General features: G+C 32.1%; 22 protein-coding genes and 1 tRNA gene. 9 read left to right on the forward strand and 14 right to left on the reverse strand.

Translation table 11 applies throughout. The features are described 5' to 3' along the window. Positions 1-187: 187 nt before the first annotated feature. The 4 genes from K5R64_RS03920 to K5R64_RS03935 all read right to left on the reverse strand — a co-directional run bounded on the left by K5R64_RS03920 (position 188) and on the right by K5R64_RS03935 (position 7,011). On the reverse strand, positions 188-1,036 hold the full coding sequence (locus K5R64_RS03920) for a bifunctional 2-polyprenyl-6-hydroxyphenol methylase/3-demethylubiquinol 3-O-methyltransferase UbiG (protein WP_220761101.1): 849 nt from the start codon (positions 1,034-1,036) through the stop codon (positions 188-190). A 181-nt stretch (positions 1,037-1,217) separates the two neighbouring features. Further along, on the reverse strand, positions 1,218-3,089 hold the full coding sequence (gene mnmG / locus K5R64_RS03925) for a tRNA uridine-5-carboxymethylaminomethyl(34) synthesis enzyme MnmG (protein WP_220761103.1): 1,872 nt from the start codon (positions 3,087-3,089) through the stop codon (positions 1,218-1,220). Between the two features lie 209 nt (positions 3,090-3,298). Next, positions 3,299-3,718, reverse strand: coding sequence for an rRNA maturation RNase YbeY (ybeY, locus tag K5R64_RS03930; RefSeq protein ID WP_220761105.1), 420 nt, complete (start codon positions 3,716-3,718; stop codon positions 3,299-3,301). Continuing rightward, on the reverse strand, positions 3,715-7,011 hold the full coding sequence (locus K5R64_RS03935) for a hypothetical protein (RefSeq protein ID WP_220761107.1): 3,297 nt from the start codon (positions 7,009-7,011) through the stop codon (positions 3,715-3,717). The genes ybeY and K5R64_RS03935 overlap by 4 nt, the downstream gene beginning before the upstream one ends. A 273-nt stretch (positions 7,012-7,284) precedes the next feature. On the opposite strand from K5R64_RS03935, the gene gltX reads away from it, so the two are divergent. After that, entirely contained in the window at positions 7,285-8,790 is a 1,506-nt protein-coding gene (gltX, locus tag K5R64_RS03940) for a glutamate--tRNA ligase (RefSeq protein ID WP_220761109.1), read from the forward strand. Positions 8,791-8,867: 77 nt separating this feature from the next. Here gltX and K5R64_RS03945 read toward each other — a convergent pair whose 3' ends face one another. Continuing rightward, positions 8,868-9,509 carry an outer membrane beta-barrel protein gene (locus K5R64_RS03945; protein WP_220761112.1) on the reverse strand — a complete coding sequence of 214 codons (642 nt, stop codon included), beginning with the start codon at positions 9,507-9,509 and terminating at the stop codon, positions 8,868-8,870. Positions 9,510-9,586: 77 nt separating this feature from the next. Here K5R64_RS03945 and K5R64_RS03950 point away from each other — a divergent pair, with 77 nt between their 5' ends. Next, the gene (locus K5R64_RS03950) at positions 9,587-10,585 is read left to right on the forward strand and encodes an SPFH domain-containing protein (protein ID WP_255580295.1); all 999 of its coding nucleotides are present in this window, start codon (positions 9,587-9,589) and stop codon (positions 10,583-10,585) included. A gap of 31 nt (positions 10,586-10,616) precedes the next feature. Here K5R64_RS03950 and K5R64_RS03955 read toward each other — a convergent pair whose 3' ends face one another. From K5R64_RS03955 to K5R64_RS03975, 5 genes are all read right to left on the reverse strand, one after another. Next, positions 10,617-10,880 carry a DUF6327 family protein gene (locus K5R64_RS03955; protein WP_220761114.1) on the reverse strand — a complete coding sequence of 88 codons (264 nt, stop codon included), beginning with the start codon at positions 10,878-10,880 and terminating at the stop codon, positions 10,617-10,619. Positions 10,881-10,882: 2 nt separating this feature from the next. Further along, positions 10,883-11,233, reverse strand: a complete 351-nt coding sequence (locus tag K5R64_RS03960; RefSeq protein WP_220761116.1) for a competence protein — start codon at positions 11,231-11,233, stop codon at positions 10,883-10,885. Positions 11,234-11,266: 33 nt separating this feature from the next. Continuing rightward, positions 11,267-11,596 carry a YtxH domain-containing protein gene (locus tag K5R64_RS03965; RefSeq protein ID WP_220761119.1) on the reverse strand — a complete coding sequence of 110 codons (330 nt, stop codon included), beginning with the start codon at positions 11,594-11,596 and terminating at the stop codon, positions 11,267-11,269. Positions 11,597-11,725: 129 nt separating this feature from the next. Then, the gene (locus K5R64_RS03970; RefSeq protein WP_220761121.1) at positions 11,726-12,205 is read right to left on the reverse strand and encodes a hypothetical protein; all 480 of its coding nucleotides are present in this window, start codon (positions 12,203-12,205) and stop codon (positions 11,726-11,728) included. A 600-nt stretch (positions 12,206-12,805) separates the two neighbouring features. Continuing rightward, positions 12,806-14,929 carry a glutamine--tRNA ligase/YqeY domain fusion protein gene (locus tag K5R64_RS03975; RefSeq protein WP_220761123.1) on the reverse strand — a complete coding sequence of 708 codons (2,124 nt, stop codon included), beginning with the start codon at positions 14,927-14,929 and terminating at the stop codon, positions 12,806-12,808. Between the two features lie 110 nt (positions 14,930-15,039). On the opposite strand from K5R64_RS03975, the gene folB reads away from it, so the two are divergent. Together folB and K5R64_RS03985 are read left to right on the forward strand one after the other, a co-directional pair. After that, the gene (gene folB, locus K5R64_RS03980; protein ID WP_220761125.1) at positions 15,040-15,399 is read left to right on the forward strand and encodes a dihydroneopterin aldolase; all 360 of its coding nucleotides are present in this window, start codon (positions 15,040-15,042) and stop codon (positions 15,397-15,399) included. 105 nt (positions 15,400-15,504) lie between these two features. Next, a tRNA-Cys gene (locus K5R64_RS03985) sits at positions 15,505-15,575 on the forward strand. A 123-nt stretch (positions 15,576-15,698) separates the two neighbouring features. On the opposite strand, the gene K5R64_RS03990 is transcribed toward K5R64_RS03985, so the two are convergent. The 3 genes from K5R64_RS03990 to rnr are packed head-to-tail and all read right to left on the reverse strand — an operon-like array spanning position 15,699 to position 19,289. Continuing rightward, a complete protein-coding gene (locus K5R64_RS03990) occupies positions 15,699-16,382 on the reverse strand; it encodes a LysE family translocator (protein WP_220761127.1) in 684 nt (227 codons plus the stop codon). A gap of 36 nt (positions 16,383-16,418) precedes the next feature. Beyond that, positions 16,419-17,087: a head GIN domain-containing protein gene (locus K5R64_RS03995; RefSeq protein WP_220761129.1), complete on the reverse strand. Its 669-nt coding sequence runs from the start codon at positions 17,085-17,087 to the stop codon at positions 16,419-16,421. A gap of 15 nt (positions 17,088-17,102) precedes the next feature. Then, positions 17,103-19,289, reverse strand: coding sequence for a ribonuclease R (gene rnr / locus K5R64_RS04000; protein ID WP_220761131.1), 2,187 nt, complete (start codon positions 19,287-19,289; stop codon positions 17,103-17,105). A 142-nt stretch (positions 19,290-19,431) separates the two neighbouring features. On the opposite strand from rnr, the gene K5R64_RS04005 reads away from it, so the two are divergent. After that, positions 19,432-19,671 carry a DUF2007 domain-containing protein gene (locus K5R64_RS04005; protein ID WP_220761133.1) on the forward strand — a complete coding sequence of 80 codons (240 nt, stop codon included), beginning with the start codon at positions 19,432-19,434 and terminating at the stop codon, positions 19,669-19,671. 683 nt (positions 19,672-20,354) lie between these two features. Beyond that, complete coding sequence (gene rpiB / locus K5R64_RS04010; protein ID WP_220761135.1) at positions 20,355-20,786, forward strand: ribose 5-phosphate isomerase B; 432 nt, start codon at positions 20,355-20,357, stop codon at positions 20,784-20,786. 129 nt (positions 20,787-20,915) lie between these two features. On the opposite strand, the gene K5R64_RS04015 is transcribed toward rpiB, so the two are convergent. After that, positions 20,916-21,194 (reverse strand): DUF1294 domain-containing protein, encoded by a 279-nt coding sequence (locus K5R64_RS04015; RefSeq protein ID WP_220761137.1) that lies wholly within the window; start codon positions 21,192-21,194, stop codon positions 20,916-20,918. A 72-nt stretch (positions 21,195-21,266) separates the two neighbouring features. Here K5R64_RS04015 and K5R64_RS04020 point away from each other — a divergent pair, with 72 nt between their 5' ends. The 3 genes from K5R64_RS04020 to K5R64_RS04030 are packed head-to-tail and all read left to right on the forward strand — an operon-like array spanning position 21,267 to position 24,940. Further along, the gene (locus K5R64_RS04020) at positions 21,267-22,316 is read left to right on the forward strand and encodes a DNA-binding protein (protein WP_220761139.1); all 1,050 of its coding nucleotides are present in this window, start codon (positions 21,267-21,269) and stop codon (positions 22,314-22,316) included. A gap of 2 nt (positions 22,317-22,318) precedes the next feature. Next, complete coding sequence (locus K5R64_RS04025) at positions 22,319-22,783, forward strand: type II toxin-antitoxin system death-on-curing family toxin (RefSeq protein ID WP_255580296.1); 465 nt, start codon at positions 22,319-22,321, stop codon at positions 22,781-22,783. A gap of 33 nt (positions 22,784-22,816) precedes the next feature. Beyond that, on the forward strand, positions 22,817-24,940 hold the full coding sequence (locus K5R64_RS04030) for a Tex family protein (RefSeq protein WP_220761141.1): 2,124 nt from the start codon (positions 22,817-22,819) through the stop codon (positions 24,938-24,940). Positions 24,941-24,967 lie beyond the last annotated feature (27 nt).

The raw sequence follows: 24,967 nt of genomic DNA on the forward strand, positions 1-24,967 counted from the left end.
TCCTAAAATTCTTGAAATTTTGGCATAAAAATGCACTATTAGAATAATTTATAGTTGTTATTTTTAAGATAATCTAAAGTTATTAAAAACGGCTTTTATAAATTAATTTTAAACAAACTTTTTAAAAGAACCCTATTTCCTTTCATAACGAATAAAAATCATCGTTTAAATCGCTTTAAAATGAGTTTTAGGCATTTTTGAGTACGTAAATATGTGATGAATACTCAAAATTCTTTTTCGCTTTCCAATTAGACAGCAAGCCGATAAAAAACGCTTTGATAAAATTCATTTTCCCAGATTTGTATTTTTCAGAAAGCAAACTCACATAAAAAGAGTCAAATTTCATTGGAAGCATTTTTACCAATTTCATATTTTCTTTTTCAAAAAGTGATTCTATGGCTTTTTTAGAAAAGTGCCAAAAATGAATGGGTACATCATAAGCCGCCCAAAACTCTTTGTAATGTTGAGCATCGAAAGATTTAAAATTGGGCACTGCAACAATTAAGGTTCCCGTAGATTTTAACAAGCGTTTCAATTCTTTGATTTGAAAATCTAAATCGGGTACGTGTTCCAAAACATGCCACATCGTAATGACATCAAAAGAATGATTTTCTAATTCGGTTGTTGTAGTTACAAAATCGATTCCTTTATTTATAGCAATTGCTTTGGCCCGATCACTAGGTTCTATTCCCATCGTTTGCCAACCATTTTCTTTGGCAACAAAAAGGAACTCTCCTGTTCCTGCACCAATATCCAAAAGTTGTCCTTGAGACGACTGCATTGAATTGATTAAATCTAACTTATTTTTTAAAGCTATTCCTTTTACAAAATGATAGGCTTTTTCAAATAACGAGCGTTTGTTATCGGTATGCGAAATATAATCTTCGCTTTCATAATATTTACCTAAAACATCCAAAGCAGGTTGCGGATGTGTTAACAACATATCCAACGCTTCATCATAATAAAGTTCAAAAACTTCTTTTGAAACCGAATGGTCTTTGACAGTAAGAAAATGTTTTTTATTCGAAATATCCATTATTATAGTGGTCAGTAATCAGTTAGTTAGTAATCCGTTTATCAGTATTGCCAAGGGGTTGGTACATAAAAATTCATAGCGTTTCACGTGGAACAATGTTATAAAAAAGTGTTCAGTGTTCAGTTTACTAGTGAACAGCCAGTATAAAACTGAACACTAAAACCTGAACACTGAACACTACTTATCTTCCCATATAAACCAGCAACACCGAAATATCACTTGGAGAAACACCACTGATACGTGAGGCCTGTGAAATAGTTACAGGACGAATCTTTGAAAGTTTTTGTTTGGCTTCAATAGACATGGATTTGATTTTATGGTAATCAAAATCTTCTGGTATTTTGACATCTTCCAATCTTGTCAACTTATCGGCATTGTTTCGCTCTTTTTCGATATAGCCAGAATATTTGACTTGAATTTCGGCTTGTTCCAAAATCTCCTCATCTACTGTATTCTCCTCAATGTATTGTTGAACTTTTTCAAATTTCTTCATATCCTCCAACTCAATTTGTGGACGGGAGAAAATTTTAAACATCTTATCGCCTTGTGAAATTGGAGCCGAATCTTTGGCTATCAAAATAGGATTGGTTTCTGCAACGGTAATACTGGTTTCTTTAAAAAAAGCAACCATTTTATCCGATTCATTAAATTTATGCTCCATGCGACGCATACGCTTTTCAGAAGCCAAACCAATTTTATACGACATAGGTGTCAATCTAAAATCGGCATTATCTTGACGCAATAAAGTGCGGTACTCTGCACGAGAGGTAAACATTCGGTAAGGTTCCTCTGTTCCTTTGGTAATTAAATCATCGATTAATACACCAATATAAGCTTCATCACGTTTTAAAATAAAAGGATCTTTTTCGTGTACTTTTAAATGGGCATTTATTCCTGCCATTAATCCTTGAGAGGCCGCTTCTTCATAACCTGTTGTACCATTAATCTGTCCGGCAAAAAACAAACCTTCGACTAATTTCGTTTCAAGGGTATGCTTTAATTGTGTTGGCGGAAAATAATCATATTCTATAGCATAACCTGGACGGAAAAATTTCACGTTTTCAAAACCTGCAACAGTACGCAAAGCTTTGAATTGAATGTCTTCTGGCAAAGAAGTAGAAAAACCATTTACATACACCTCACAAGTATCCCAACCTTCAGGTTCTACAAATAACTGATGACGTTCTTTATCAGCAAAACGATTAATTTTATCCTCGATAGAAGGACAATATCTTGGACCAATACTTTTGATGCGACCATTAAACATTGGCGAACGATCAAAACCTTCTCTCAGAATATCATGAACCACTCCGGAAGTATAAGTCATATAACACGAACGTTGATGAACCAGTGGACTTGTTTCATCAGAATAAGAAAACTTATGAGGTTTAACATCTCCCTTTTCTTCATTCATTTTGGAATAATCCAAAGACCTTCCATCCACACGTGGTGGAGTACCCGTTTTCATACGACCTGCTTCAAAACCTAATTTCACCAAATCTTCAGTAATCCCAAAAGCAGCACTCTCACCAGCTCTTCCTCCACCAAATTGCTTTTCACCAATATGAATCAAACCATTTAAAAAAGTTCCGTTAGTCAACACCACCGATTTAGCACGAATTTCAACACCAAGCGAAGTTCGAATTCCTTTGATGCGATTGTTTTCAATAATCAATCCTTTGACCATTTCTTGGTAAAAATCCAAATTAGGAGTTCGTTCCAACATCAAACGCCATTCCTCTGCAAAACGCATCCTGTCGGATTGCACACGTGGTGACCACATCGCAGGACCTTTTGACTTATTCAACATCTTAAACTGAATGGCCGTTTTATCTGAAACAATTCCAGAATAACCTCCCAATGCATCAATTTCTCGCACTATTTGTCCCTTGGCAATTCCGCCCATCGCAGGATTACAAGACATCTGTGCAATGTTTTGCAAACTCATAGTAACCAACAAGGTTTTTGAACCCAAATTAGCCGCAGCTGCAGCCGCTTCTGAACCTGCATGTCCTGCACCTACCACTATTACATCATACTCTTCTACAAACATTTTTTATTTTGGATTTGAGATTCAGGATTTGGGATTACTCCCTCAACATAAATCTATTTGTTTTGTTCCACGTGAAACATTTTGAAATTAGGAAATCAAATTTAGGATTTAGAAATTTTAAAAAATGAACTACCAAAAATGTTCCACGTGAAACACTTAATTCAAATTGTAAATCCTAAATAAAGAAATCTATAATCCTTAATTATTCGCTAAAGTTCCACGTGGAACATTTTCATTTTTTCTTCTTCTTTCGAGCGCATTAAAACCTCGTCTTGTTCTGTTTTGTCTTTGTACCCACAATAATGAAGTACCCCATGAACCATCACACGTTTTAACTCTTCTTCAAAAGAAACATTAAAATCATTAGCATTGTCCTGAACACGTTCCACAGAAATAAAAATATCGCCATGAAGTTCATTACCTAAAGAATAATCAAAACTAATGATATCTGTTAATGTATCATGATTGAGGTATTCCATATTGATTTTGTGAAGATAATCATCATCGCAAAAAACATAGTTTATTTCCCCTTCCTTCTTCTTTTCAGACTCAATTACACCAGACAACCAAGAAGCATATTGCCCCTCATTCTCTAATGTAAAATCATTTTCGTAATTAAAACTAATCATTTATTATTAAAATATTCTTGAACTTTTTGTTCAAAATTAGAGCGCAAAGGTAGTGATTGTCTATTTAAAATTTCAATACTGTTTAAATAATCTAAAAGAACGTTTGGCAACGCATTAGAACGGTTTTGAAATTCCTTTTTAGTAGTTTCAGCTTGTCGTTTAGTGTCTTGGTTTTGTTCCTGTACAGCAGTTTCTAATTTTAATAATTCTTGTTTCACATTCAACACCTTTTGCAGAAGTTCGTTAGTAAAACCTTTGTTTAAAAGTTGTTTTTCTATCTGTTTCATTTGTTCTAAAACATTACCCCCATTACGACTTAATCCATGTTGCTTTAATTCATTTTCTAAGGATTCTCGTAGCTGTTGTTGTTCTTTGTAAATTTCTAGGATAGCTTTAGCATCACCTTCCCCCTCCTTGCCATCAGCTCCTTTATCAGAAGAGGAACCTTTACCTGATTTCCCATCTTTTCCATCACTACCACTTTCGTTAGGTTGCATACCTTGTTTGATTTTATCACCCAAACCTTGCTGTTTTTTTATTATATCTGGCAACTGCATTCCTTCTCCCTCACCTTTACCTGGTTTAGGTTTACCGCCACTAGCACCCGACAAAGACATTTGCATAGAAGACAAAATAGAACTTAAAAAATCCCCCAATACATTCGCTGATGCAATGGTGTACTGTTGATGAGAAATACCTTTGGACAATTGTGAATTGGTAAAATTATCTAAAGCCTTATCCATATTGTATTGGATGTTTCCAATTTCTTTGGTTATATCTTCTGCAATTTTTGGATTACGTAATGACATCGCAAACAAACTATCATCCACATGTTTGAATTGCGTTTTTAAGTTTTGCTGCACTTTAATATTTCTATTTAGTGAAGGTGAACCTGATTTAATATTTCTAAATTGTTTCATTAAATCTTCTTGTGATAATGAAAAAGCCAACAAATTATCCAAAATCTGACGTAACATTTTTACATCTTCTTCCAGTTGTTCTTGTTCATTCATTGCCACACTTTGTTTCATCTTTTGAGCTAAAGATTTCATTTTTTGAGCGGCTGACTTTTGTTTGGGTTTAGCTTTGGAAGCAGCATTTTTTTCCAATTCAGTTTTAGCTATATTCAAATCCTCATCGATGCTTTTATCTTCAGCATCTTCTTTATGTAAATCAAGAGGTGATTTTAATTGTTTATTTTCTTTAGATAAATCTTGTAAATCTTCTTTGAGTGCATCAAAATCTTTATTGATTTGACCTTGTTTCTCAAGACCATCACTTTTAGGATTATCAGCCAAATTATCTTGTTTTTTAGAAAGTGATTCTAATTTTTCAGCTAGTTGTTCCGCCTTTTTTTCTACGTAATATTTTTTAGTTAACTCAACTAACTGTTCCAAACTCTTGGTTTGGTTTTTACTATTTTGTTTGAAATTATCTAATTTGTTTAGTAATTCTTCGTTCTTAATTTTATCATTTAAAGCTTTAAGTTCATTTAATAACTTTTCGTTTTGTTCCAAATCCTTTTTCGTTTCATCTAAACGTTTCTTTAATTCATCCTTAAAGGCATCGGATTTTTTGGATTTAAAATCATCCAAATTCTCTTTTAATTTATCAGCAAATTGCTTCATTAATTCATCCTGCTTTTTTTGGCGTTGAATAAAATCATTTACATTTTGTTGTTCTTTAAAGTCAAAATTTTGTTTTTCCTTTCCTAGTTGTTGTAATTTATCTAAAGCAGAAAATTGTTTGCTTTGCTCTTTCAAAGATTTTTGCAAACCAGTAAGATTTTCCGATTGTTGTTGTAAAATTTGATCAGCCTGTTCTTCATCTGTACTAATTCTACTTGAAAAAACAACTGACTTTGCGCTTTTAAAACCATGTAAAGCATCATTATCAAAAACTTCAAAATAATAATCATACACTTTACCTTGTTCTACAGGAAGATTTGCTGGAAAAGAAAATACAAATTGATCCACCGTTTTCCCTTTAAGTGGAATGGTTCCACGTTTGGCACTTTTCTCTTGATGGTGTTCGTAATATACAATTTGTAATTTATGCAAGCCATAATCATCCGCCAGTTGACCTAAAACATATTTCGATTTCATCTTTAGACTATCAGGTGCAAAAGCAGCTTGTATGGTAGGCAATTGGTCTTTGATAACCTCAATTTGATACTCCAAATTTTCGTAATCTTTTACATTAGAATTAGAAGTAATGATTTGGTAACCGAAGGTTTTAAAAATAGCTTTCGAAAAGGAAAAATTAGCCATTGTAGAAACAAAGGGGGAAATTTGATTCTCTTCTTTAAAAACTACCTTTTGCGTAGCCACGGTGGCCAACTTCCACTGAATGCGTGTACCTTCAGGAACAACAGCGTTACCGGAACCTACAATATGTGAGGGTTTTTTATTCAAATATGAAGGGAAAATTAATTCCATTTCAAAATTGGCAATAGAAGGCACTTGAACAACTTGCAATTCATAATCAACCGACTTAATACCATTGGCCTCCACGTGAAACAATACATTTCGTGTTGGTTTAACAATTGTATATTCAAATTCACCAGGCTGTAATTGTTCCAGAAAATAACTTTCGTCACCTATGTGGATAGTAACATTTTCAGGTATTATAGAACCAACTGTTTTTAGTTTTAAAACAAAATCCTGTTGTTTTTGGGTTTGTAATTTAGAATTAAGAATCTCAAAATCAAAAGGCGCTGGTGGTACAAACTTTTGATTGTAATGTACTATTCTGTGCAAACTTTGAGAAATGATTTGATCATTCCCTGAAAAATAAAAAAACAAAATGAATAAAATGGGAATGACTGCCAGTGGTAAATATTTCTTATTCGCAGAAAAATTTATGGCTTTCCCAAAAGGAATGGGTTGTAAGCGATTGGCTTTTTGTTCAATAGAAGCAAGAAGCAACTCGGATTTTGAATGGTTGTTAGCCAGTTGTAAAAAATTTGTAAGTTGGTCATTCACTTCTGAAAAGTGATTTCCGATAATCACCGAAGCTTGTTTATAGTCTATACCTTTTTGGAGTTTTAATAATTTGGAAATTGGAAAAAGTATAAATCTAAAAAAGAGAAAAACTTCAACCCCAATGAAAGTCCAAAAGAGAATCGTTCTGGACGAAGGCTGTAACCAAAGAAAATATTCTACAAAAAGGGTGAATAATAAATACAGTAAACCCAAACCAATGAAGATAACACTACCTCTAATGAGTTCATTAGTATAATATTTTTTGATAAAAGCTTCTAACTTTTGATAAATGAGATTTGAGTATTCCAAAATGCTAAAGTTCAAATTATAATAACCAATAAAATTACTATTTTATATGGATAATTAATAGAAAAAGTTGGAAGTTGAAAGTTAGCATGTTATTTATTGGAAATTGCTCTGCGTGAGGGATTGTAGTAAACCGCCATAGCGGTACGGAAAGCCCGACAGCAGCAAACAAAGGGGCTAAATAACCGCCAACAGAAGTAAACCCCTTTATTTGCTGGTGGCACGCCCAAATAAAAAAAGCGATTATAAATTGTATCTTTGCTAAAAATTATTCACATGTCAAAGCAAGTTAGAGTGCGTTTTGCACCAAGCCCAACGGGACCCTTACATATTGGCGGCGTAAGAACCGCTTTATTTAACTATTTATTTGCCAAGAAGAACGGTGGTACGTTCTTTTTGAGAATTGAAGATACAGACCAAAGTCGGTTTGTACCAGGAGCAGAAGCATACATATTTGAAGCTTTGGAATGGCTAGGCATAGCACCTGATGAAACCATTGGTAAGAACGAAAAATTTGGGCCATATCGTCAAAGTGAAAGAAAGGATTTATACAAACAATATGCTGACCAACTCATTGAAACGGGTTGGGCTTATTATGCATTTGATACTGCTGAAGCTCTTGATGCTCATCGTAAAGAACACGAAGCACAAGGTAAAACCTTTATTTACAATCATCACAATAGAGAAAAATTAGATACATCATTAGTTCTTTCAAAGGAAGAAACAGCAAAAAGAATTGCCAATGGCGAGGCTTATGTAATCCGATTTAAAACACCTGTTGATGAAATTTTACATTTGAATGACCTTATACGTGGTCACATCAAATTTGAAACCAACTTATTAGATGACAAAGTGTTATTTAAAAGTGATGGAATGCCAACTTACCATTTGGCTAATATTGTAGATGATCATTTAATGGAAACAACCCATGTAATACGTGGAGAAGAATGGTTGCCTTCTATGCCACTACATGTATTGCTGTATCACGCCTTTGGGTGGTTATCCCCTGAATTTGCGCATTTACCTTTAATTTTGAAACCTGTTGGAAACGGAAAATTATCCAAACGTGATGGTGATAAATTAGGGTTTCCAGTTTTTCCATTAGAATGGAAGACCGAAGATGGTATTTCATCAGGATATAGAGAAAAAGGGTTTTTCCCAGAAGCTGTGGTTAACTTCTTAGCATTGTTGGGTTGGAATGACGGAACAGACAAAGAATTATTCACACTAGAAGAATTAATTGAATCATTTGATTTGAATCGTGTTCATAAAGCGGGAGCTAAATTTGATCCTGAAAAGAACAAATGGTTCAACCACCAATACTTAATCAAAGCTGATGATGCTCTTTTAGCAGCAGAATATGCCAAAATTTTGAATGAAAAGAATATTTCGGTATCAGAACCAGTTTTAATCAAAATTGTGTCTTTAATTAAAGAAAGAGCACATTTTGTGAATGAATTTTGGGAATTGTCAGATTACTTCTTTGTAGCTCCGACAGAATATGATACTAAGGCAGCCAAAAACTGGAAAGAGGAAACACCAGGATTCATGCAAAATTTAATTACTGTTCTTGAAGGTATTGAAGATTTTACGTCGGGAACTATTGAAACGATTGTAAAAGAGTGGATGACTCAAAACGAAATTGGGATGGGTAAAGTAATGCAACCTTTCCGATTAAGCTTGGTTGGCGCTTTGAAAGGCCCTCACCTATTTGACATTGTTGAAATTATTGGAAAACAAGAAACGATTGCGAGAATCAAAACGGCAATTAATCAATTATAATCTAGTACAAGAAAGGAAAAAAGAGGGGTAATTTCAGTAACGAAAATACCCCTCTCCTATTTTATATCCATTCACTCTTACAAATAAATAATGAGGTTTCCATTGATGACGCCTGGATTACCTTTAAAATCGTCTCCTAAATCTTTAGTATTTAAATTACCTAAGGTATTGAGTAGGCCATATTGGTACGAAACTTGAAAACGAAGGTGCTTTCCTCCTGCTGTGACCCCTACTGTAGGATACAAATTAAATTTAGAGATATCAACAATATCTTTGGCTCTTAAAGTGGTACCGTCTATAAAGTTATTTTCCTTATCTGCATCTAATTTCAGCTTGCCATTGAATTGGGCAATGGGACCAAATTCAAAACTTAAATGATTTTCTAATATTACATAACTCATTTGTAATGAAATTTGAGCTGAAGGCAATTTGTATTTTACTTGTTCATCAATAATTCCATTGTATTTTGTATCTACTGAAAAATTATTTTCACTGAATTGAATGTTGTACACCATATCCCAGTTATTATAGAAATTTCCTCGTATAGACAAGCCTGCATTCCATCCTGTTTCTGGATGAGTTTGAAAATTATCTGTCTGTAATGACATTTGGTTAACCCCTACAGTTATACCTATTCGATTGGAATCTCGATAACCGTATTGGGCACGAATCAATGGAATTGAAAGAAAGAATACTAAAATGAAGCTAAATTTTTTCATATAATACATTTGAACAAAGACAAACCTAAAGTTTTTTTGTTAAATTAGAGGAATTATAAAACTAAAATTATAAAAAAATGGGTATTTCATTTATTATTTTTCTCTTTTTTGGCTTTTTCATCTTCCTCTCTTCTTTTTTTACTGTCAAACAACAAACCGCAGTAATTATTGAACGATTTGGTAAATTTATCAGTATCAGACATTCAGGATTGCAACTCAAAATTCCAATTATTGATAGAATTGCAGGCCGTGTGAATCTCAAAATCCAACAATTGGATGTGATTATTGAAACCAAAACCAAAGACAATGTTTTTGTAAAACTAAAGGTATCCGTACAATTTATGGTGGTAAAAGAAACCGTTTATGATGCCTTTTACAAATTAGAATTTCCTCATGATCAAATTACATCCTATGTATTTGATGTAGTACGTGCCGAAGTGCCAAAATTAAAATTGGATGATGTTTTTGAACGCAAGGATGATATCGCCATTGCTGTTAAAAGAGAATTAAATGAAGCTATGACAACCTATGGATATACTATCATAAATACCTTGGTAACGGATATTGATCCTGATATTCAAGTAAAAAATGCGATGAACCGAATCAATGCTGCTGATAGAGAAAAAACAGTAGCCGAATTTGAAGCAGAAGCTTCCAGAATTAGAATTGTTGCCAAAGCCAAAGCGGAAGCAGAAAGCAAGCGTTTACAAGGTCAAGGTATAGCCGACCAAAGACGCGAAATTGCGAGAGGATTGGTTGAAAGTGTGGATGTATTGAATAAAGTAGGCATCAATTCACAAGAAGCCTCGGCTTTAATTGTTGTTACGCAGCATTATGATACCCTTCAAGCTATTGGTGCAGATACCAATTCAAATTTAATCTTACTCCCAAATTCGCCCCAAGCTGGTAGCGAAATGTTGAATAATATGGTCGCATCTTTTAGCGCTTCAAATCAAGTGGGTGAAATGATGAAAAATAACAACAAATCAAAAGCAAAAAATAAAACTAAAAATCCTGATGCCTATCAACCACTTGATGCGCATGAAGAAAAAGAAAGTGAAGATGAAGATGTATAAAATCTATCCATATGGAATAAAAAAAAGAAGCTTAACGGCTTCTTTTTCTATTTAAAATCCATTTGATTGCTAAAGGAATTAAAAGGCTTAAAACAGTGTTTTTGGAATCTGTTATAGTTGAAAAAACACCTTTGAATACACTAAAAACATTTTTAGTTAACCCAGTAGGTGTAAATTGTTCCTTAGTTTTTTGAATCCCTAAAATAATTTTTTGATAATTAATTTCTTTTTCAATTCTAAGAATATCCAAATCAGTATCTATTTGTTCAAATGAACTGTATGTTTTTTTATCCATAATTAATTATTAAAAAAAATGGTAGAGAATTTTTTAATAAGAAGCACTTCAAGCCATTTTTTATTTACTAAAAAGAAAAGCAAGCCTATAACAAAATACCCTACTGCAACTAATAAAAACCCTATAATATAGCTTTCAAAATACGCACTTAAAGCAAATGCCAAACCTATTGACCCGAAAAATAGTATCATCAAAAGAAAAGCTAAAAGCAAAGTAAACTTAAAAATAGTCATTAATGACTTCATTAAAAGTTTAAAAAACTTTAGCTTGTAGTATGCAACACTATTTTCAATATACGAATGGATTTCTTCGTGAATGTGTTCGGCATTTTCTTTTATTTCTTCAAAAGCCATAGATATTATTTTATAATTGTGTTACCGGGTAACTTATTTTTGAAGTTTAGCATTTTTATTTTTCAATTCAGCCAATTTAATTTCCAGAAAGGAAATAATATCTTCGGTTTTATAGCTCATTTTAGAAAGTAAATCTTCATAACTTCCTTCCAAATCAATTTTAGCTGTTGTAAATTTATTTTTTACTTCTTCAGATAAATGATCAATTTTTTTCTTTAAATCTTTTTCTGCTACTTTATAACCATCTTTTATTTTTCCTCTGGTTTTAGATCCTTTGTCTGGAGCAAATAAAATTCCAACGCCTGCTCCAATAATAGCTCCTGTTAAAAGAGCTAACAATGTGTTTCCTGTATTATTTGACATAGCTTACTGTTTTTTAAATTTACCATAAATATAAGCAATATTTTACTTATAAACTATTGATTTTGAACATAAATCTAAAGAAATCAAAAAAAAATCCCAAGAAATGCTCTCGAGATTAAATAAATAATTCTAGTAATTATAGGCTATAACTCGAAATTTTCCATTGTTTTTATCGACTATAACTACAAAAGGAAAACCCATTTCGGCTACTTTGTATTTTATTTTACGGATGGATTGTTCGTTGATAAAAAAATTGGTACCCCCTTTATTGATACCTTCATAAACTACAAGCTCTTTTTTGGAATCCAAACCTATCGAATGTTCTGGTTCAATTACAGTAACTTTTTCAAAATCCTTTTTGGAATTTAGCATCACTTTTGGCGTAATCATTTCAGAATGTGACGTTTTTTTGTCATGTAAATAGGCCACCGCATATTTACTAATTTTATATTCTACAGTACTTCCTACAGGTGAATAGAGCAATAAATTGTTTTGAAACTTAATGAAATTAACGTCTATTTTTTGACCGTTATGTTTTTCAATTTGATGTGTTTGAGCATGCATAGCCATACTCAAAAAAATACCTAATACAGTTGTACTAATCCTCATAACTGATAAATTAAATGAATAAGATTAACCTCTACGAATTGGAAGTTCATGCGTTTTGTAAGTAAATTTAAAGTCTGCAAGTATTGAATATAATTACAAAACAGATTCGTAAATTCTAAATGATTAATAATTAAACTAATTAACGAAGCTGCAGGGTACATTTTTAAGAAGCTAAAGCGAGATGCAGTCAAAAGACATAATCTTAACTCCATTTAACATTAAAAAAAATTTTTGTACGTTCAGTAAAATTCCATTTTAAAAATAAATTGAGAATAACTCAAATTTTAATTTTACAAATATCATTCCTTACATACTTCCTACAATTGGATTCCTTAATGGCTTCCAAACAAAAATAGAAAATTGAAATTATCGTCTTTATTAAAATGAAGTTAAAAAACACACAAATCAACTTAAAAACTTAATTTAAGCGTTTTAAAGCTATTATATTCTATGAAACATGACTAAGTATAGTTTTTAAAAAATAATTCATCAGAAACCAAATAATTAATTCGTTTTTAATTAGTAAAAACAATTAAAATTTAAAAAATTATAAATAAATACAATAATAAAAAAAAGTGCTCCTAAAAGCACTTTTGATAATTATAATTTATTAAAAAATTGTTCTATGAATTCCTTTTCACGTTCGGTGGAACTTTTAGGCGGATTTTCTTTTAATTTCAAAACTTCTTCTTTGAAGTGATTTAAAAAAGCATCATCATACCCTAGGTGAACTAAATTTAATAGTGCTCTTGAACGTACAAAAGTGGATTCACTTTTTAATGACATCAAATATAATTTGGTTACTTCCTCCCTATCATAATCCGATGTTTGTAAAGGAGCATATTTCAAAATAAAATTAGAGAACAACAACGACGCTTTGTTGTTGTTAATATTTTTCTTGAATGAATTTTGCAACAAACTGTAGTTAGAAATTCCAGCTAAAGTCTCCCCTATTGCTTTACGAATCGCTATACGTTCTTCTCTAGTGGCTACTTTAAAATATTTATTAATTTCTTTTAACGAATTATTGATGCTATTGCTTTCTTTTTTTCCTTTTTCTTCCCAAGCATCTTTCAAACCTACGGTTTTATTGAACACTAGTTTAGAGCCTGTACTGTCTTTATCAACAGCAAAATAACCCAAACGTTGAAACTGGAATTTATCTCCTACTTGAACAGTAGCTAAGCTAGGCTCAAGATAAGCTGTAGCAATAGTTAAAGAACTAGGATTCATAAAATCCAAGAAATTCTTTTCTTTATGACTATCCGGTGCTTCATCAATAAACAGACGGTCGTACAAACGCACTTCGGCTGGAATAGCATGTGCAATCGAAACCCAGTGTAAAGTACCTGCTACCTTACGTTGTGAAGCTTCACTCCCACTTCCACTACGACTGTCTTCGTCATAGGTAACATGGATTTCAGTAATTTTACCAGTGGCATCTTTCACTACTGATTCTCCTTTGATAATGTAGGCATTCTTCAAACGGACTTCATTACCCAAACTTAATCTAAAGAATTTAGGTGGAGCCACCTCTAAAAAGTCCTCTCTTTCAATATAAATTTCTCTTGAAAAAGGTACTTTTCTATAACCTGCAGCTTCATCTTCTTGATTATTTTCGGCATCCAAAAGTTCTTCTTTTCCTTCTGGATAATTGGTAATAATCACCTTTACAGGGTCTAAAACTGCCATTACACGTGGAGCTGTTTTGTTTAAATCATCACGCAAACAGAATTCTAATAACGAATAATCAATGATGTTTTCACGTTTAGCAACCCCTATATTTTCACAAAATTTGCGAATAGAAGCGGGAGTATATCCTCTTCTACGCAATCCTGAAATAGTAGGCATACGAGGATCATCCCAACCTGAAACAATATTCTCTTGAACCAATTGCAACAGTTTTCTTTTACTCATTACCGTATAATTCAAATTCAGACGCGCAAATTCATATTGGTGTGGTCTTACCTTAGCATCCTCATATATTTGATCCAAAAACCAATCGTATAACTCTCTATGCATCACAAATTCAAGCGTACAAATAGAGTGTGAAATTTGCTCAATATAATCGCTTTCACCATGAGCATAATCATACATAGGATATATACACCAATCGTTAGCTGTACGATGATGATGGCGGTGTAATACTCTATACATCAAAGGATCACGCATCAACATATTAGTTGAAGCCATATCAATTTTGGCTCTTAAAACATGACTTCCTTCAGGAAAATCACCTTTCTTCATACCTTCAAACAAGGCTAAATTTTCTTCAATAGAACGGTTTCTATAAGGACTATCCACACCTGGTTGTGTAGGTGTTCCTTTTTGAGCAGCCATTTCTTCTGAAGATTGACTATCTACATATGCCTTTCCTTTTTTAATCATTATTATTGCCCAATCGTACAATTGTTGGAAATAATCAGAAGCATAGCGTTCTTCAGCCCAATTGAATCCTAACCATTGTAAATCTTCTTTAATAGCATCTACATATTCCTGTTCTTCTTTGGCAGGATTGGTATCATCAAAACGTAAGTTGACTGGTGCATTGTATTTTAGCCCTAAACCAAAATTTAAACAAATCGATTTAGCATGACCTATATGTAAATACCCATTGGGTTCAGGTGGAAAACGAAAACGTAATTGGTCTTGTGGAAAACCATTTGCTAAACTTTCTTCAATGATTTGCTCAATAAAATTAAGGGATTTTTCTTCGGTAGCCATTATTTTGTTTTATTTTAGCAAAGATAAAAAAAGCTAGTTTAAAATGGTTTAAAGTTTAAAGTTTGTCACACTTAACTTTTGCCTTAAACTTGGAACTTCAAAAAAAAAATATGGGAATTATTAAATTAAAAAACATACGTACCTACTCTTTTCACGGTTGCTTAGTAGAAGAATCGAAAATAGGTTCTGACTATAGTGTTGATTTAGAGATAAAAACCGATTTGACCACTTCTTGTCTATCAGATGAATTAAAAGATACGGTGGATTATGTTCATTTAAATAAAATTGTAGTCGAAGAAATGGCAATTCGTTCTCAATTATTAGAACATGTTGCACAAAGAATCATTTTTAGAATATTCAAAGAAATACCTGTAGTGACCAAAGTAATTATTGGAGTTTCTAAATTAAATCCTCCTATAGGTGGTGATGTTGAATCAGTTACTATCCAATTAAAAGAATACCGAAAGTAAAAGTAAGTGCTTTCAAAATTCAAATTTTATATTTTTTTTAAATTATAATCAGGAATCCTTTTAAAATTTAAACTTTTTAAGTACTTTTGCCATCCGTTAATATATGGCGTCGTGGCCGAGCGGCTAGGCTGGGCTCTGCAAAAGCTCCTACTCCGGTTCGAATCCGGACGATGCCTCAAGAACCTCTAAAGCAATTTAGAGGTTTTTTTTATGTCTTTTTTTAAGGAAATAAAAGCTACTAAGGCGGTTTTCAGAAGGTAAAGAAGAAGCATAAAAAAACGCTCTAAATGAGCGTTCTATTATTGTTTGTTTTCAATTTTTTGAAAGGCTTTTTTAACCATTTCTTTTTCATTTGGAAAAAAACCTTGTGACATTAATACCACTCCAAAAATCATCAAAACAATACTAATTCCTTGTTTTATTTTTAAAATATTAGTGGGAGTCATTTTTGATTTTAATTGTTTAGCCAATATAATTTTTAAACAATCAATCACTAAATAAGTGACTATTACAGTGATAAAAAAAGTCATCATGCGAGAAGTTTGCATTTCCATTGTAGGCCCAATAGAAATAATAATTGCCAGCCAAAACCCCAAAACCCCAATGTTTATAATATTTAAAAACAATCCTTTGAAAAATAAACTCAGATAGTTTTTACGAATGATTTCGTTATCAATGGCTTTAGTGTTTATTTTTTTTTCTTTGTGTAAACTTAAAAAGGAGATGATTCCGTAGGCAACCATAATGATTCCTCCAAAAATAAATAAGGAAGGTTTGTCTTCTAAACTTTTAATCATTCGATAACTCCCTAAATAAGCTATCGAAATGAAAATTGCATCAGCAAAAACAACACCCAAATCAAAGACCAAAGCAGCCCTAAATCCTTTTATGATACTAGTTTCAAGTAGTATAAAAAAAACAGGGCCGATCATAAAACTCAAAAAAATGCCCCAAGGAATACCCGCCAGAATATCGTTTATCATCAAAATCTAAAGTTGGTTTACAATAAAATCTGCAATTTAATTTTTTTCTTCAATTTTACCTCCAAGAACAGTAGCTTTATTTATTTGTTTAGGCTTTCCATAAATGTAAACCGTACCTCCTGCCCTTACTTTTGCATCAACCAAAGTTGTGGCGTAAATTTCGGCAGTACCACCAGCCAAAACAGTAATGGTTGTTTGTGAAGTATGTAAATCAATGGCATCAATACTAGCACCTGAAGTCACATTTACTTCCTGATTATTAGCTTTACCCGAGAGTTCAATTATAGCTCCCGTTACTGCTTTTACATTCACTTTTTCGGCTTCAATTTCAGCTTGAATGGTAGCTCCTTCACGAGCACTAATATTAAGAATAGTCCCTTTGAAAACTGCATCACTGCTTACAAATGAACCTTCGTTAGCATTTATTTCATCTATATTTTTAAAATACAACTGAATATGGATTTCATCTCCAGATAATAACTTCGGGAATGGCATACGTAATTTTAATTCGCCATTGTTATTCACAGTTTCTACTTCTGAAGCTCTAGCTCCGTTAATAATAATTTTATTCTCTGAACTTGCGATTAATTTAACAGTAAGTTTATCAAAAACACTCACTGTCCTAAAATCACCTAAATTTTTAGTCACCTGTGCTAAAGTGATTTGAGAAAGCATCACTAAAACAATCAATCCAATTTTTTTCATTTTTACCTTAATTTTTTAATGTTTTTCACTTCTTCTTATAAAGTTAAAATCCAGTTGTTTTTTAACTAAATCGGCATTTTTAACTGTAACGTAGATTTCGTCACCTAATTGCAATAACCGTTCCGAAGTTGCACCCACTAAGGCATATTGTTTTTCATCAAAAGTATAGTAATCCTCTTTTATATCTCGGATTCTTACCATTCCTTCACATTTATTTTCGATAATTTCTACATAAATTCCCCATTCAGTCACCCCTGAAATCACCCCTAAAAACTCTTGATCTTGATGGTCTTGCATGTATTTTACCTGCATGTATTTGATAGAATCTCTTTCAGCATTGGTAGCCAAACCTTCCATGGTAGAACAGTGTAAACATTTGGTTTCAAACACTTCTTCATCAGCTGATTTTCCTCCATCTAAATAATACTGTAACAAGCGATGCACCATGACATCTGGATAACGACGTATAGGAGATGTAAAATGCGAATAATAATCAAAAGCTAATCCGTAATGCCCAATATTGTCTGTAGAATATTTAGCTTTACTCATCGAACGAATAGCTAAAGTATCAATCAAGTTTTGCTCCTTTTTTCCACTCACATCTTCCATCAATTTATTAAGTGATTTCGAGATATCTCCTGGATTACGGAAATCTAGTTTATAACCAAACTTAGCAATAACCGTTTGCATGGCAATTAATTTATCTTCATTGGGTTCATCGTGAATACGATAAATAAATGTTTTCTTTTGTTTACCAATGTATTCTGCCACTCTCCTATTGGCTAACAACATGAATTCTTCAATTAGATGATTGGCATCTTTGGCAATTTTAAAATAAACACCTTCTGGTTCTCCATTTTCATCTAAGTTGAATTTTACTTCTACTTTATCAAATGAAATCGCACCATCATTCATTCTCTTTTTTCTGAAAATCTTTGCTAATTCATCTAATTTAAGCGTCGCAGAAACAATTTCAGGTGCAACTTGATATGCAGCTCCAGTTAATGAAATTTCGGCTGGTATAACATCGTCTTTTGTTTCGATGATGTATTGGGCTTCTTCGTAAGCAAAACGTTGGTCTGAGAAAATCACTGTTCGACCAAACCATTGATTCACCACTTGACATTTATCTGTAATTTCGAATACAGCAGAAAAGGTATATTTTTCTTCTTGTGGACGTAACGAACAAGCAAAATTGGAAAGTACTTCAGGCAACATTGGAACTACCCTATCTACTAAATAGACAGATGTAGCACGTTGATAGGCTTCTTCATCCAGTATGGTTCCTTCTTCTAAATAATACGAAACATCGGCAATATGAATTCCTATTTCATAGTTTCCATTTTCTAAAGGTTTGAACGATAAAGCATCATCAAAATCCTTAGCATCCTTAGGGTCAATTGTAAATGTAAGCGTATCACGCATGTCTCTACGATTGGCAATTTCAGCTTCAGTTATCGAAGTATCTATTTTTTGAGCAAAAGTCTCTACTTCTATAGGAAACTCTGCTGGTAAACCATATTCAGCTAAAATGGCATGAATTTCTGTATCATGTTCACCAGGTTTACCCAGTACTTTTACCACTTTTCCAAAAGGACTATCGGCGCGTTTGGGCCAATCTTCAATATGAACTAGCACCACATCACCTTGTTCAGCCTCCCCTATTTTGTCTTTTGGAATAAAAATATCCGTGTACATTTTTGGATTAGCGGTCGATACAAAAGCAAAGTTTTTTTGAATGTCAATTACCCCAACAAAATCTGTCTTAGCTCTTTCAATAATCTCAACTACTTCACCTTCAGGACGTTTTCCTCTCCTTCGGTTGTAGATGTACACTTTAACTGTATCTTTATCTAAAGCATGATTCAGGTTATTCGTTGGAATAAAAATATCATCTTCTAATTCTTCACAAATAAAATAAGCCGTTTTACGACTGGTCATATCAATCGTCCCTTGATAATATTCTTTACTTTCTGTTTTTAACAAATATTTACCAGGTTCGGTTTCAACAATTTTCTTTTGAACCGTTAATAACTTTAAATCTTTAATAATTTGATTGCGACTTTGTGTATCGTCTTTTTCTAATTTAGCAGCTATCTGTTTATAATTGAATTCTTTATTAGCGCTATTGGAGAGAATTTTTATAATTTTATCAGAGAAATCCAGTTGTTTCTTAATCGGTTTTCTTAATCTTTTTCCCATAATTGATTTCTTAAAGTTCGAAATTACAAAATAGTTAACAGTTAAAAGTCGATTCTTAAAAGTTTTAAATAAATAATAACGTAATACAGCAATTTTACTTGCTCATGAATTTCAATTATCTTTATGATCAAACTTCAATACTATGGAAACATTTGTAACCATTGCCGTCTTTGATTACAACTATCAAATTGAAATCATCAAACATCGTTTGAATATCGAAGGTTTTCAATACTATTTTGAAAACGAAATCATGTCTTCCTTCGCTCCCCTCTATTCTACAGCTTTAGGCGGAATCAAACTTAAAGTTCATCCTAACGATTTTGAAAATGTAAAATTGATTCTCGAAGAAATGAAATTCAATAACAATTTGAGAATCGTTTAATTTTTTCAAAGTTGTCAACATATATTAAATACAACAAAAAGAAATTTTAAAATTTTAAAAAAATATTATTGTTATTATAGGCTGTTAATAGTGCCAATAATTTTAGTAATTTCTATTTTGAATATTAGTTTACTCTTTTTATTAACACTTATTAACAACGTTGTTTAATGGTAAAGAATTCATTTTTAGTGTTTTTTAAAAGGTAATTAACAACGGTTGATAATTAAAAAAGAATTCAAATTGTAAATAAGTATTTTTAAAAATTGTGTTGATAAACTAAAAATAGCTATTAATAACTTTTCTAAAAATTCAACAAACTTTTTTAGGTTTTTTCATTTGAGTTTTGGATTACATCTTTTATTAATATGACCAAAAAATAGTTTTACTTTTCTATCCAAACTTATCAACATTTTGTGTTAACTTAATATTAACTGAAAATCAACAGTTTAAAAAACACTATTAACAATCTATTTTTTTTATTAAAATATTGAATATTATGTATTGATTTTCAATGTTTTATGAGTAATTAATAATTGTTAATAACCACATAAGTTACTTAAAACAAGTCAATTAGATAAGAATTTGAATAGTCTTTTCTGTTTAACAAATAATGAATAGTTCCATTTTTATTTATTTCAATAATCTTTTGGTAAATTTGCAACCACAACTTAATATAATAAAGAATGAAAATTTCAATTGGAAACGATCACGCTGGTCCAGAATATAAAAAAGCTATCGTAAAAATGCTGGAAGCAAAAGGATATGAAGTTACTAATTATGGAACAGATACTTCTGATTCTGTAGATTATCCTGATTTTGGACACCCTGTTGCATCCGATGTAGAAGCTGGAAAAGCAGATTATGGCATTGTAATTTGTGGAAGTGGTAACGGAATTGCTATGACTGTTAATAAACATGCAGGTGTAAGAGCTGGTTTGTGTTGGACAAAAGAAATTGCTTATTTAACTCGTTTGCATAATGATGCTAATGTGTTGAGTATTCCTGCACGTTATACTTCGATTGAACAAGCTATTGAAATTGTTGATACTTTCTTAAATACTGAATTTGAAGGTGGAAGACATCAAAATAGAGTGAATAAAATTGCTTGTAGTTAAGCAATTGTTATTATAATATGACCGCAAAATGACTATTTAAACGAGTTGTTTTGCGGTTTTTTTGTTTTCTATTGACTGAATTAATGTAAATGTTAAGCATTTTTTAAGCCATTTGTAAATTGAATTTTATTATTTGAAAGGAATTAATCCATTAGTAAAAAGAAGGTATAAAACTCCAATTTGAAATATTACAATTCCCCAAAACTTCCATAAATAGGAAGTTTTTGTTGTTTTATGTCTAAAAGTTATCATTCCTAAACCAGAACCAATTGTTCCGCCAGTTAAGACAAAAGTAAGGAGCCATCGTTCCGCAATTCTTCTTTTATGTTTTTTAGCTAAATATTTGTCATAACCTATGATTAAAAAAACAAATAAATTAAGTCCTAAAAAAACGTAGAATAAAATCATTATTGGTGATTAATTAAAAGTTAAAGATAGTATTTTAGCAGTTGTATTTAGTTATCAATTTATATTAGTAAAATGAAAGATTTAACCAACTCTCAGATTGACAGGAATAATGTATTGAATAACAATATTGCCATCAAAGAAATGTATAACCAATTAGGTTTTACGGGAATATATTTTGAGAATAAATATAGGTTTACTCTTAATCAAGTTGCAAAATTTTATGAAGTAGACATTCGTACGATAAAAAGATTACTTGAAGATAATGGAGATGAACTTAAAAATTCAGGATACCAATTATTTACTGGATTAAGATTAAAACAATTCAAAGAAGTTGTTTCTCAACTGAGGGACATCAATGTCCCTCAGTTTATTCAAGAGGATGATAATGAATCTATTGGTTTACGTACTTCAAGTTTAAGTGTTTTTACCTTTAAAGCATTGTTAAATATTGGAATGTTATTACAAACATCAGAAAAAGCAAAAGAGGTTAGAACTTTTGTTTTAAATGTAGTGATTGATGTTTTAAATAAAAAATTAGGAGGTTCTACTAAATTTATTAATCAGAGAGAAGAGGAATTTGTTCCAGCTGCAATGAGAGAAATAAATTACAGAAAAGAATTTACAAACGCAATTGATTTTTGTATAGTTCCAAATAAATTTAAATATGGACAGTTAACAGATAAAATATATAAAAGTATTTTTAAAGAAAATGCTAAAGAATATAGGAAAGTTCTTGATTTAAAAAAGAAAGAAAGTGTTCGAGCTACTATGTATTCAGAAGTATTAGATTTAATATCGAGTTATGAAAATGGTTTTGCAGAATTTTTAAAAGATCAATTTCAGAATAATAAAGATCAATTCTCATTATCAGAAGCCCATGAAGTTTATGCTAATTTTGAAAAATTAACTAATAAAATATATGAGCCTTTAAGAGAAAAAGCAAGAAGTCTAATGGCAAGTAGAGATATGGCTTTTAGAGATGCTTTACATGAAAAATTAAAAGATTATGTAAATACAGTAAGTACTGAGGATTTTGATAAATTTTTAGGAGAAAGGAGTCAAGCGCTTGAAGATAGATTAAAAGAAAATATAGATGTTTTTAAACGTTTAAAAGATCGTTAATTATGAACTATCTTTATTTTGATACAAATCACGCTATTAAAGAACAAAATTTTATTATAGAAAATAGTGGTGGAAGAAAAGGAATTATAAATATAGGTTTGGTTGATAGTGTTTTAGAACATATAAAGAATGATTTGTATTATCCAGAATTTGAAAATAAAGTATGTCATTTATTTTATTCAATTAATAAAAATCATGCTTTTGAAGATGGTAATAAAAGAACTTCAATAGTGTTATCTGCTTATTTTCTTGAAGTTAATGGTTTTGATTTTAAGGTAAGTCATTTTATAAAAGAAATGGAAAATATTGCAGTACATGTAGCTGATAATAAAATTGATAAGGATTTGTTACAGGAAATAATTACATCTATTTTATATGAAAATAGTTACGAAGAAGAACTTCAATTAAAAATTATTAATGCAATTTCTTGTATTGAAGAAAATAATCAAGAAGAAACGGAATTTTAACTTTTAAAAGAGTTAAAAAATTATAATAAATCAATGACAAACATACAATTCATCGCCAAGTCTGTTCCAACAGCTGCCATAAACATTCAAAAAACAGTCGAACTTTTACAAGAAGATTGTACCATTCCGTTTATTTCTCGTTATCGAAAAGATACCACAGGAAACTTGGATGAAACCCAAATTGAACTAATTGCCAAATTTCAAAAAGAGTACGAAGCGATTGTAAAACGTAAAGAAGCCATTCTAAAATCAATCGACGAACAAAAGGCTTTAACGCCCGAATTGGATAAAAAAATTCAGCAAAGTTTCGATTTACAGGAAATTGAGGATTTTTATTTACCATATAAAAAGAAGAAAAAAACCAAGGCTGATGTCGCTCGTGAAAATGGTTTAGAACCCTTGGCTAAAATCATCATGGCACAAAACAATGATGATGTTGATTTTTTGGCTACTAAATATCTTAATGAAAATGTCAAAAATGAGGACGAAGCCTTGCAAGGCGCAAGAGACATTATAGCCGAATGGATTAACGAAAACCTCTTTGTTCGTAAACAATTGCGTCGTTTATACCAACGAAAAGCTACGATAACGACCAAAGTAGTGAAATCAAAAAAAGAGGAAGAAGGCGCCCAAAAATTCAGTCAGTATTTTGATTGGTCTGAGCCTGTTAGTAAAGCTCCTGCGCATCGATTATTAGCGATGTTGCGTGCCGAAAATGAAGGTTTTATCAAGTTTAAAGTCGAAGTAGATTTAGATGAGGCTTATGATATGATTGACGAATTGGTGTTGAAAGGTCAAAATGCTACGACTCCTCATGTTCAACTAGCCATTGAAGACAGTTACAAACGCTTGTTGCAACCCGCTATTTCGAATGAAACCTTACAAGAAGCTAAGGCGAAGGCGGATGCCAATTCGATTCAGGTTTTTGCGTCTAATTTAAGTCAGTTGTTGTTGGCGCCACCTTTGGGTGAAAAACGAATTTTGGCCATTGACCCTGGTTTTAGAAGTGGTTGTAAAATCGTTTGTTTGGACGAAAAAGGGGATTTACTTTATAACGAAACCATTTACCCACACGTGCCACAAAATGAAACGGCCATGGCGATGAAAAAAATCAAATCGATGGTCAATGCTTATAACATTGATGCTATTTCTATTGGAAACGGAACAGCCTCGAGAGAAACCGAATTTTTCATCAAAAAAATAGCCTTTGACAGACCAGTTCAGGTTTTTATTGTTTCAGAAGCAGGGGCTTCGGTTTATTCTGCTTCAAAGATTGCAAGAGAAGAGTTTCCTAATTATGATGTAACGGTTCGCGGTTCGGTTTCGATTGGTAGACGACTTTCGGACCCTTTAGCCGAATTGGTAAAAATTGACCCCAAAGCTATTGGCGTAGGCCAATACCAACACGATGTGGACCAAACCAAGTTGAAAGAAGAATTGGATTCAACAGTGATTCGTTGTGTGAATTCCGTTGGGATAAACATCAACACGGCCAGCAAGCATTTGTTGAGTTATGTAAGTGGAATAGGAGAGAAGCTAGCGGAAAACATTGTGACGTATCGTTCTGAAAATGGCCCTTTCGAAGATCGAAAACAACTGAAAAAAGTTCCACGTTTGGGAGAAAAAGCCTTTCAACAAGGGGCAGCTTTTATTCGGGTAAAAGAAGGAAAAAATCCCTTGGACAATTCGGCTGTACATCCCGAAGCCTATGGAATTGTCGAAAAAATGGCCAAAGATTTAAAAATTTCGGTTGTTGATTTGATTGGCAACAAAGAAAAAACAGCCTTACTAAAAGCCGAAAATTACACCAATGAAACTATAGGAATTTTAGGAATTAAAGATATCATCAAAGAGCTTGAAAAACCAGGATTAGACCCTCGAAAAGCCGCAAAGATTTTTGAATTTGACCCGAATGTTAAAACCATCAAAGACCTTAAATCAGGGATGATTTTACCTGGGATTGTCAATAACATTACCAATTTTGGTTGTTTTGTCGATATTGGAGTTAAAGAAAGTGGTTTGGTTCACATCTCTCAACTCAAAGAAGGCTTTGTAAGCGACGTAAACGAAGTGGTGAAGTTACACCAACAAGTACAGGTAAAAGTCACCGAGGTGGATGAGGACAGAAAACGTATTCAGTTGACGATGGTTTTGTAAACGAAAATCTTCGTATTTTTGTTAATA

Source organism: Flavobacterium sp. UMI-01 (assembly GCF_019656315.1).
Classification (GTDB): domain Bacteria; phylum Bacteroidota; class Bacteroidia; order Flavobacteriales; family Flavobacteriaceae; genus Flavobacterium.

What these genes read in the sequence shown, in the direction of transcription:
- K5R64_RS03920 (WP_220761101.1), bottom strand. Translation starts at nt 1,036, where the DNA reads ATGGATATTTCGAATAAAAAACATTTTCTTACTGTCAAAGACCATTCG.
- mnmG (WP_220761103.1), bottom strand. Translation starts at nt 3,089, where the DNA reads ATGTTTGTAGAAGAGTATGATGTAATAGTGGTAGGTGCAGGACATGCA.
- ybeY (WP_220761105.1), bottom strand. Translation starts at nt 3,718, where the DNA reads ATGATTAGTTTTAATTACGAAAATGATTTTACATTAGAGAATGAGGGG.
- gltX (WP_220761109.1), top strand. Translation starts at nt 7,285, where the DNA reads ATGTCAAAGCAAGTTAGAGTGCGTTTTGCACCAAGCCCAACGGGACCC.
- K5R64_RS03945 (WP_220761112.1), bottom strand. Translation starts at nt 9,509, where the DNA reads ATGAAAAAATTTAGCTTCATTTTAGTATTCTTTCTTTCAATTCCATTG.
- K5R64_RS03950 (WP_255580295.1), top strand. Translation starts at nt 9,587, where the DNA reads ATGGGTATTTCATTTATTATTTTTCTCTTTTTTGGCTTTTTCATCTTC.
- K5R64_RS03955 (WP_220761114.1), bottom strand. Translation starts at nt 10,880, where the DNA reads ATGGATAAAAAAACATACAGTTCATTTGAACAAATAGATACTGATTTG.
- K5R64_RS03960 (WP_220761116.1), bottom strand. Translation starts at nt 11,233, where the DNA reads ATGGCTTTTGAAGAAATAAAAGAAAATGCCGAACACATTCACGAAGAA.
- K5R64_RS03965 (WP_220761119.1), bottom strand. Translation starts at nt 11,596, where the DNA reads ATGTCAAATAATACAGGAAACACATTGTTAGCTCTTTTAACAGGAGCT.
- K5R64_RS03970 (WP_220761121.1), bottom strand. Translation starts at nt 12,205, where the DNA reads ATGAGGATTAGTACAACTGTATTAGGTATTTTTTTGAGTATGGCTATG.
- K5R64_RS03975 (WP_220761123.1), bottom strand. Translation starts at nt 14,929, where the DNA reads ATGGCTACCGAAGAAAAATCCCTTAATTTTATTGAGCAAATCATTGAA.
- folB (WP_220761125.1), top strand. Translation starts at nt 15,040, where the DNA reads ATGGGAATTATTAAATTAAAAAACATACGTACCTACTCTTTTCACGGT.
- K5R64_RS03990 (WP_220761127.1), bottom strand. Translation starts at nt 16,382, where the DNA reads ATGATAAACGATATTCTGGCGGGTATTCCTTGGGGCATTTTTTTGAGT.
- K5R64_RS03995 (WP_220761129.1), bottom strand. Translation starts at nt 17,087, where the DNA reads ATGAAAAAAATTGGATTGATTGTTTTAGTGATGCTTTCTCAAATCACT.
- rnr (WP_220761131.1), bottom strand. Translation starts at nt 19,289, where the DNA reads ATGGGAAAAAGATTAAGAAAACCGATTAAGAAACAACTGGATTTCTCT.
- K5R64_RS04005 (WP_220761133.1), top strand. Translation starts at nt 19,432, where the DNA reads ATGGAAACATTTGTAACCATTGCCGTCTTTGATTACAACTATCAAATT.
- rpiB (WP_220761135.1), top strand. Translation starts at nt 20,355, where the DNA reads ATGAAAATTTCAATTGGAAACGATCACGCTGGTCCAGAATATAAAAAA.
- K5R64_RS04015 (WP_220761137.1), bottom strand. Translation starts at nt 21,194, where the DNA reads ATGATTTTATTCTACGTTTTTTTAGGACTTAATTTATTTGTTTTTTTA.
- K5R64_RS04020 (WP_220761139.1), top strand. Translation starts at nt 21,267, where the DNA reads ATGAAAGATTTAACCAACTCTCAGATTGACAGGAATAATGTATTGAAT.
- K5R64_RS04025 (WP_255580296.1), top strand. Translation starts at nt 22,319, where the DNA reads ATGAACTATCTTTATTTTGATACAAATCACGCTATTAAAGAACAAAAT.
- K5R64_RS04030 (WP_220761141.1), top strand. Translation starts at nt 22,817, where the DNA reads ATGACAAACATACAATTCATCGCCAAGTCTGTTCCAACAGCTGCCATA.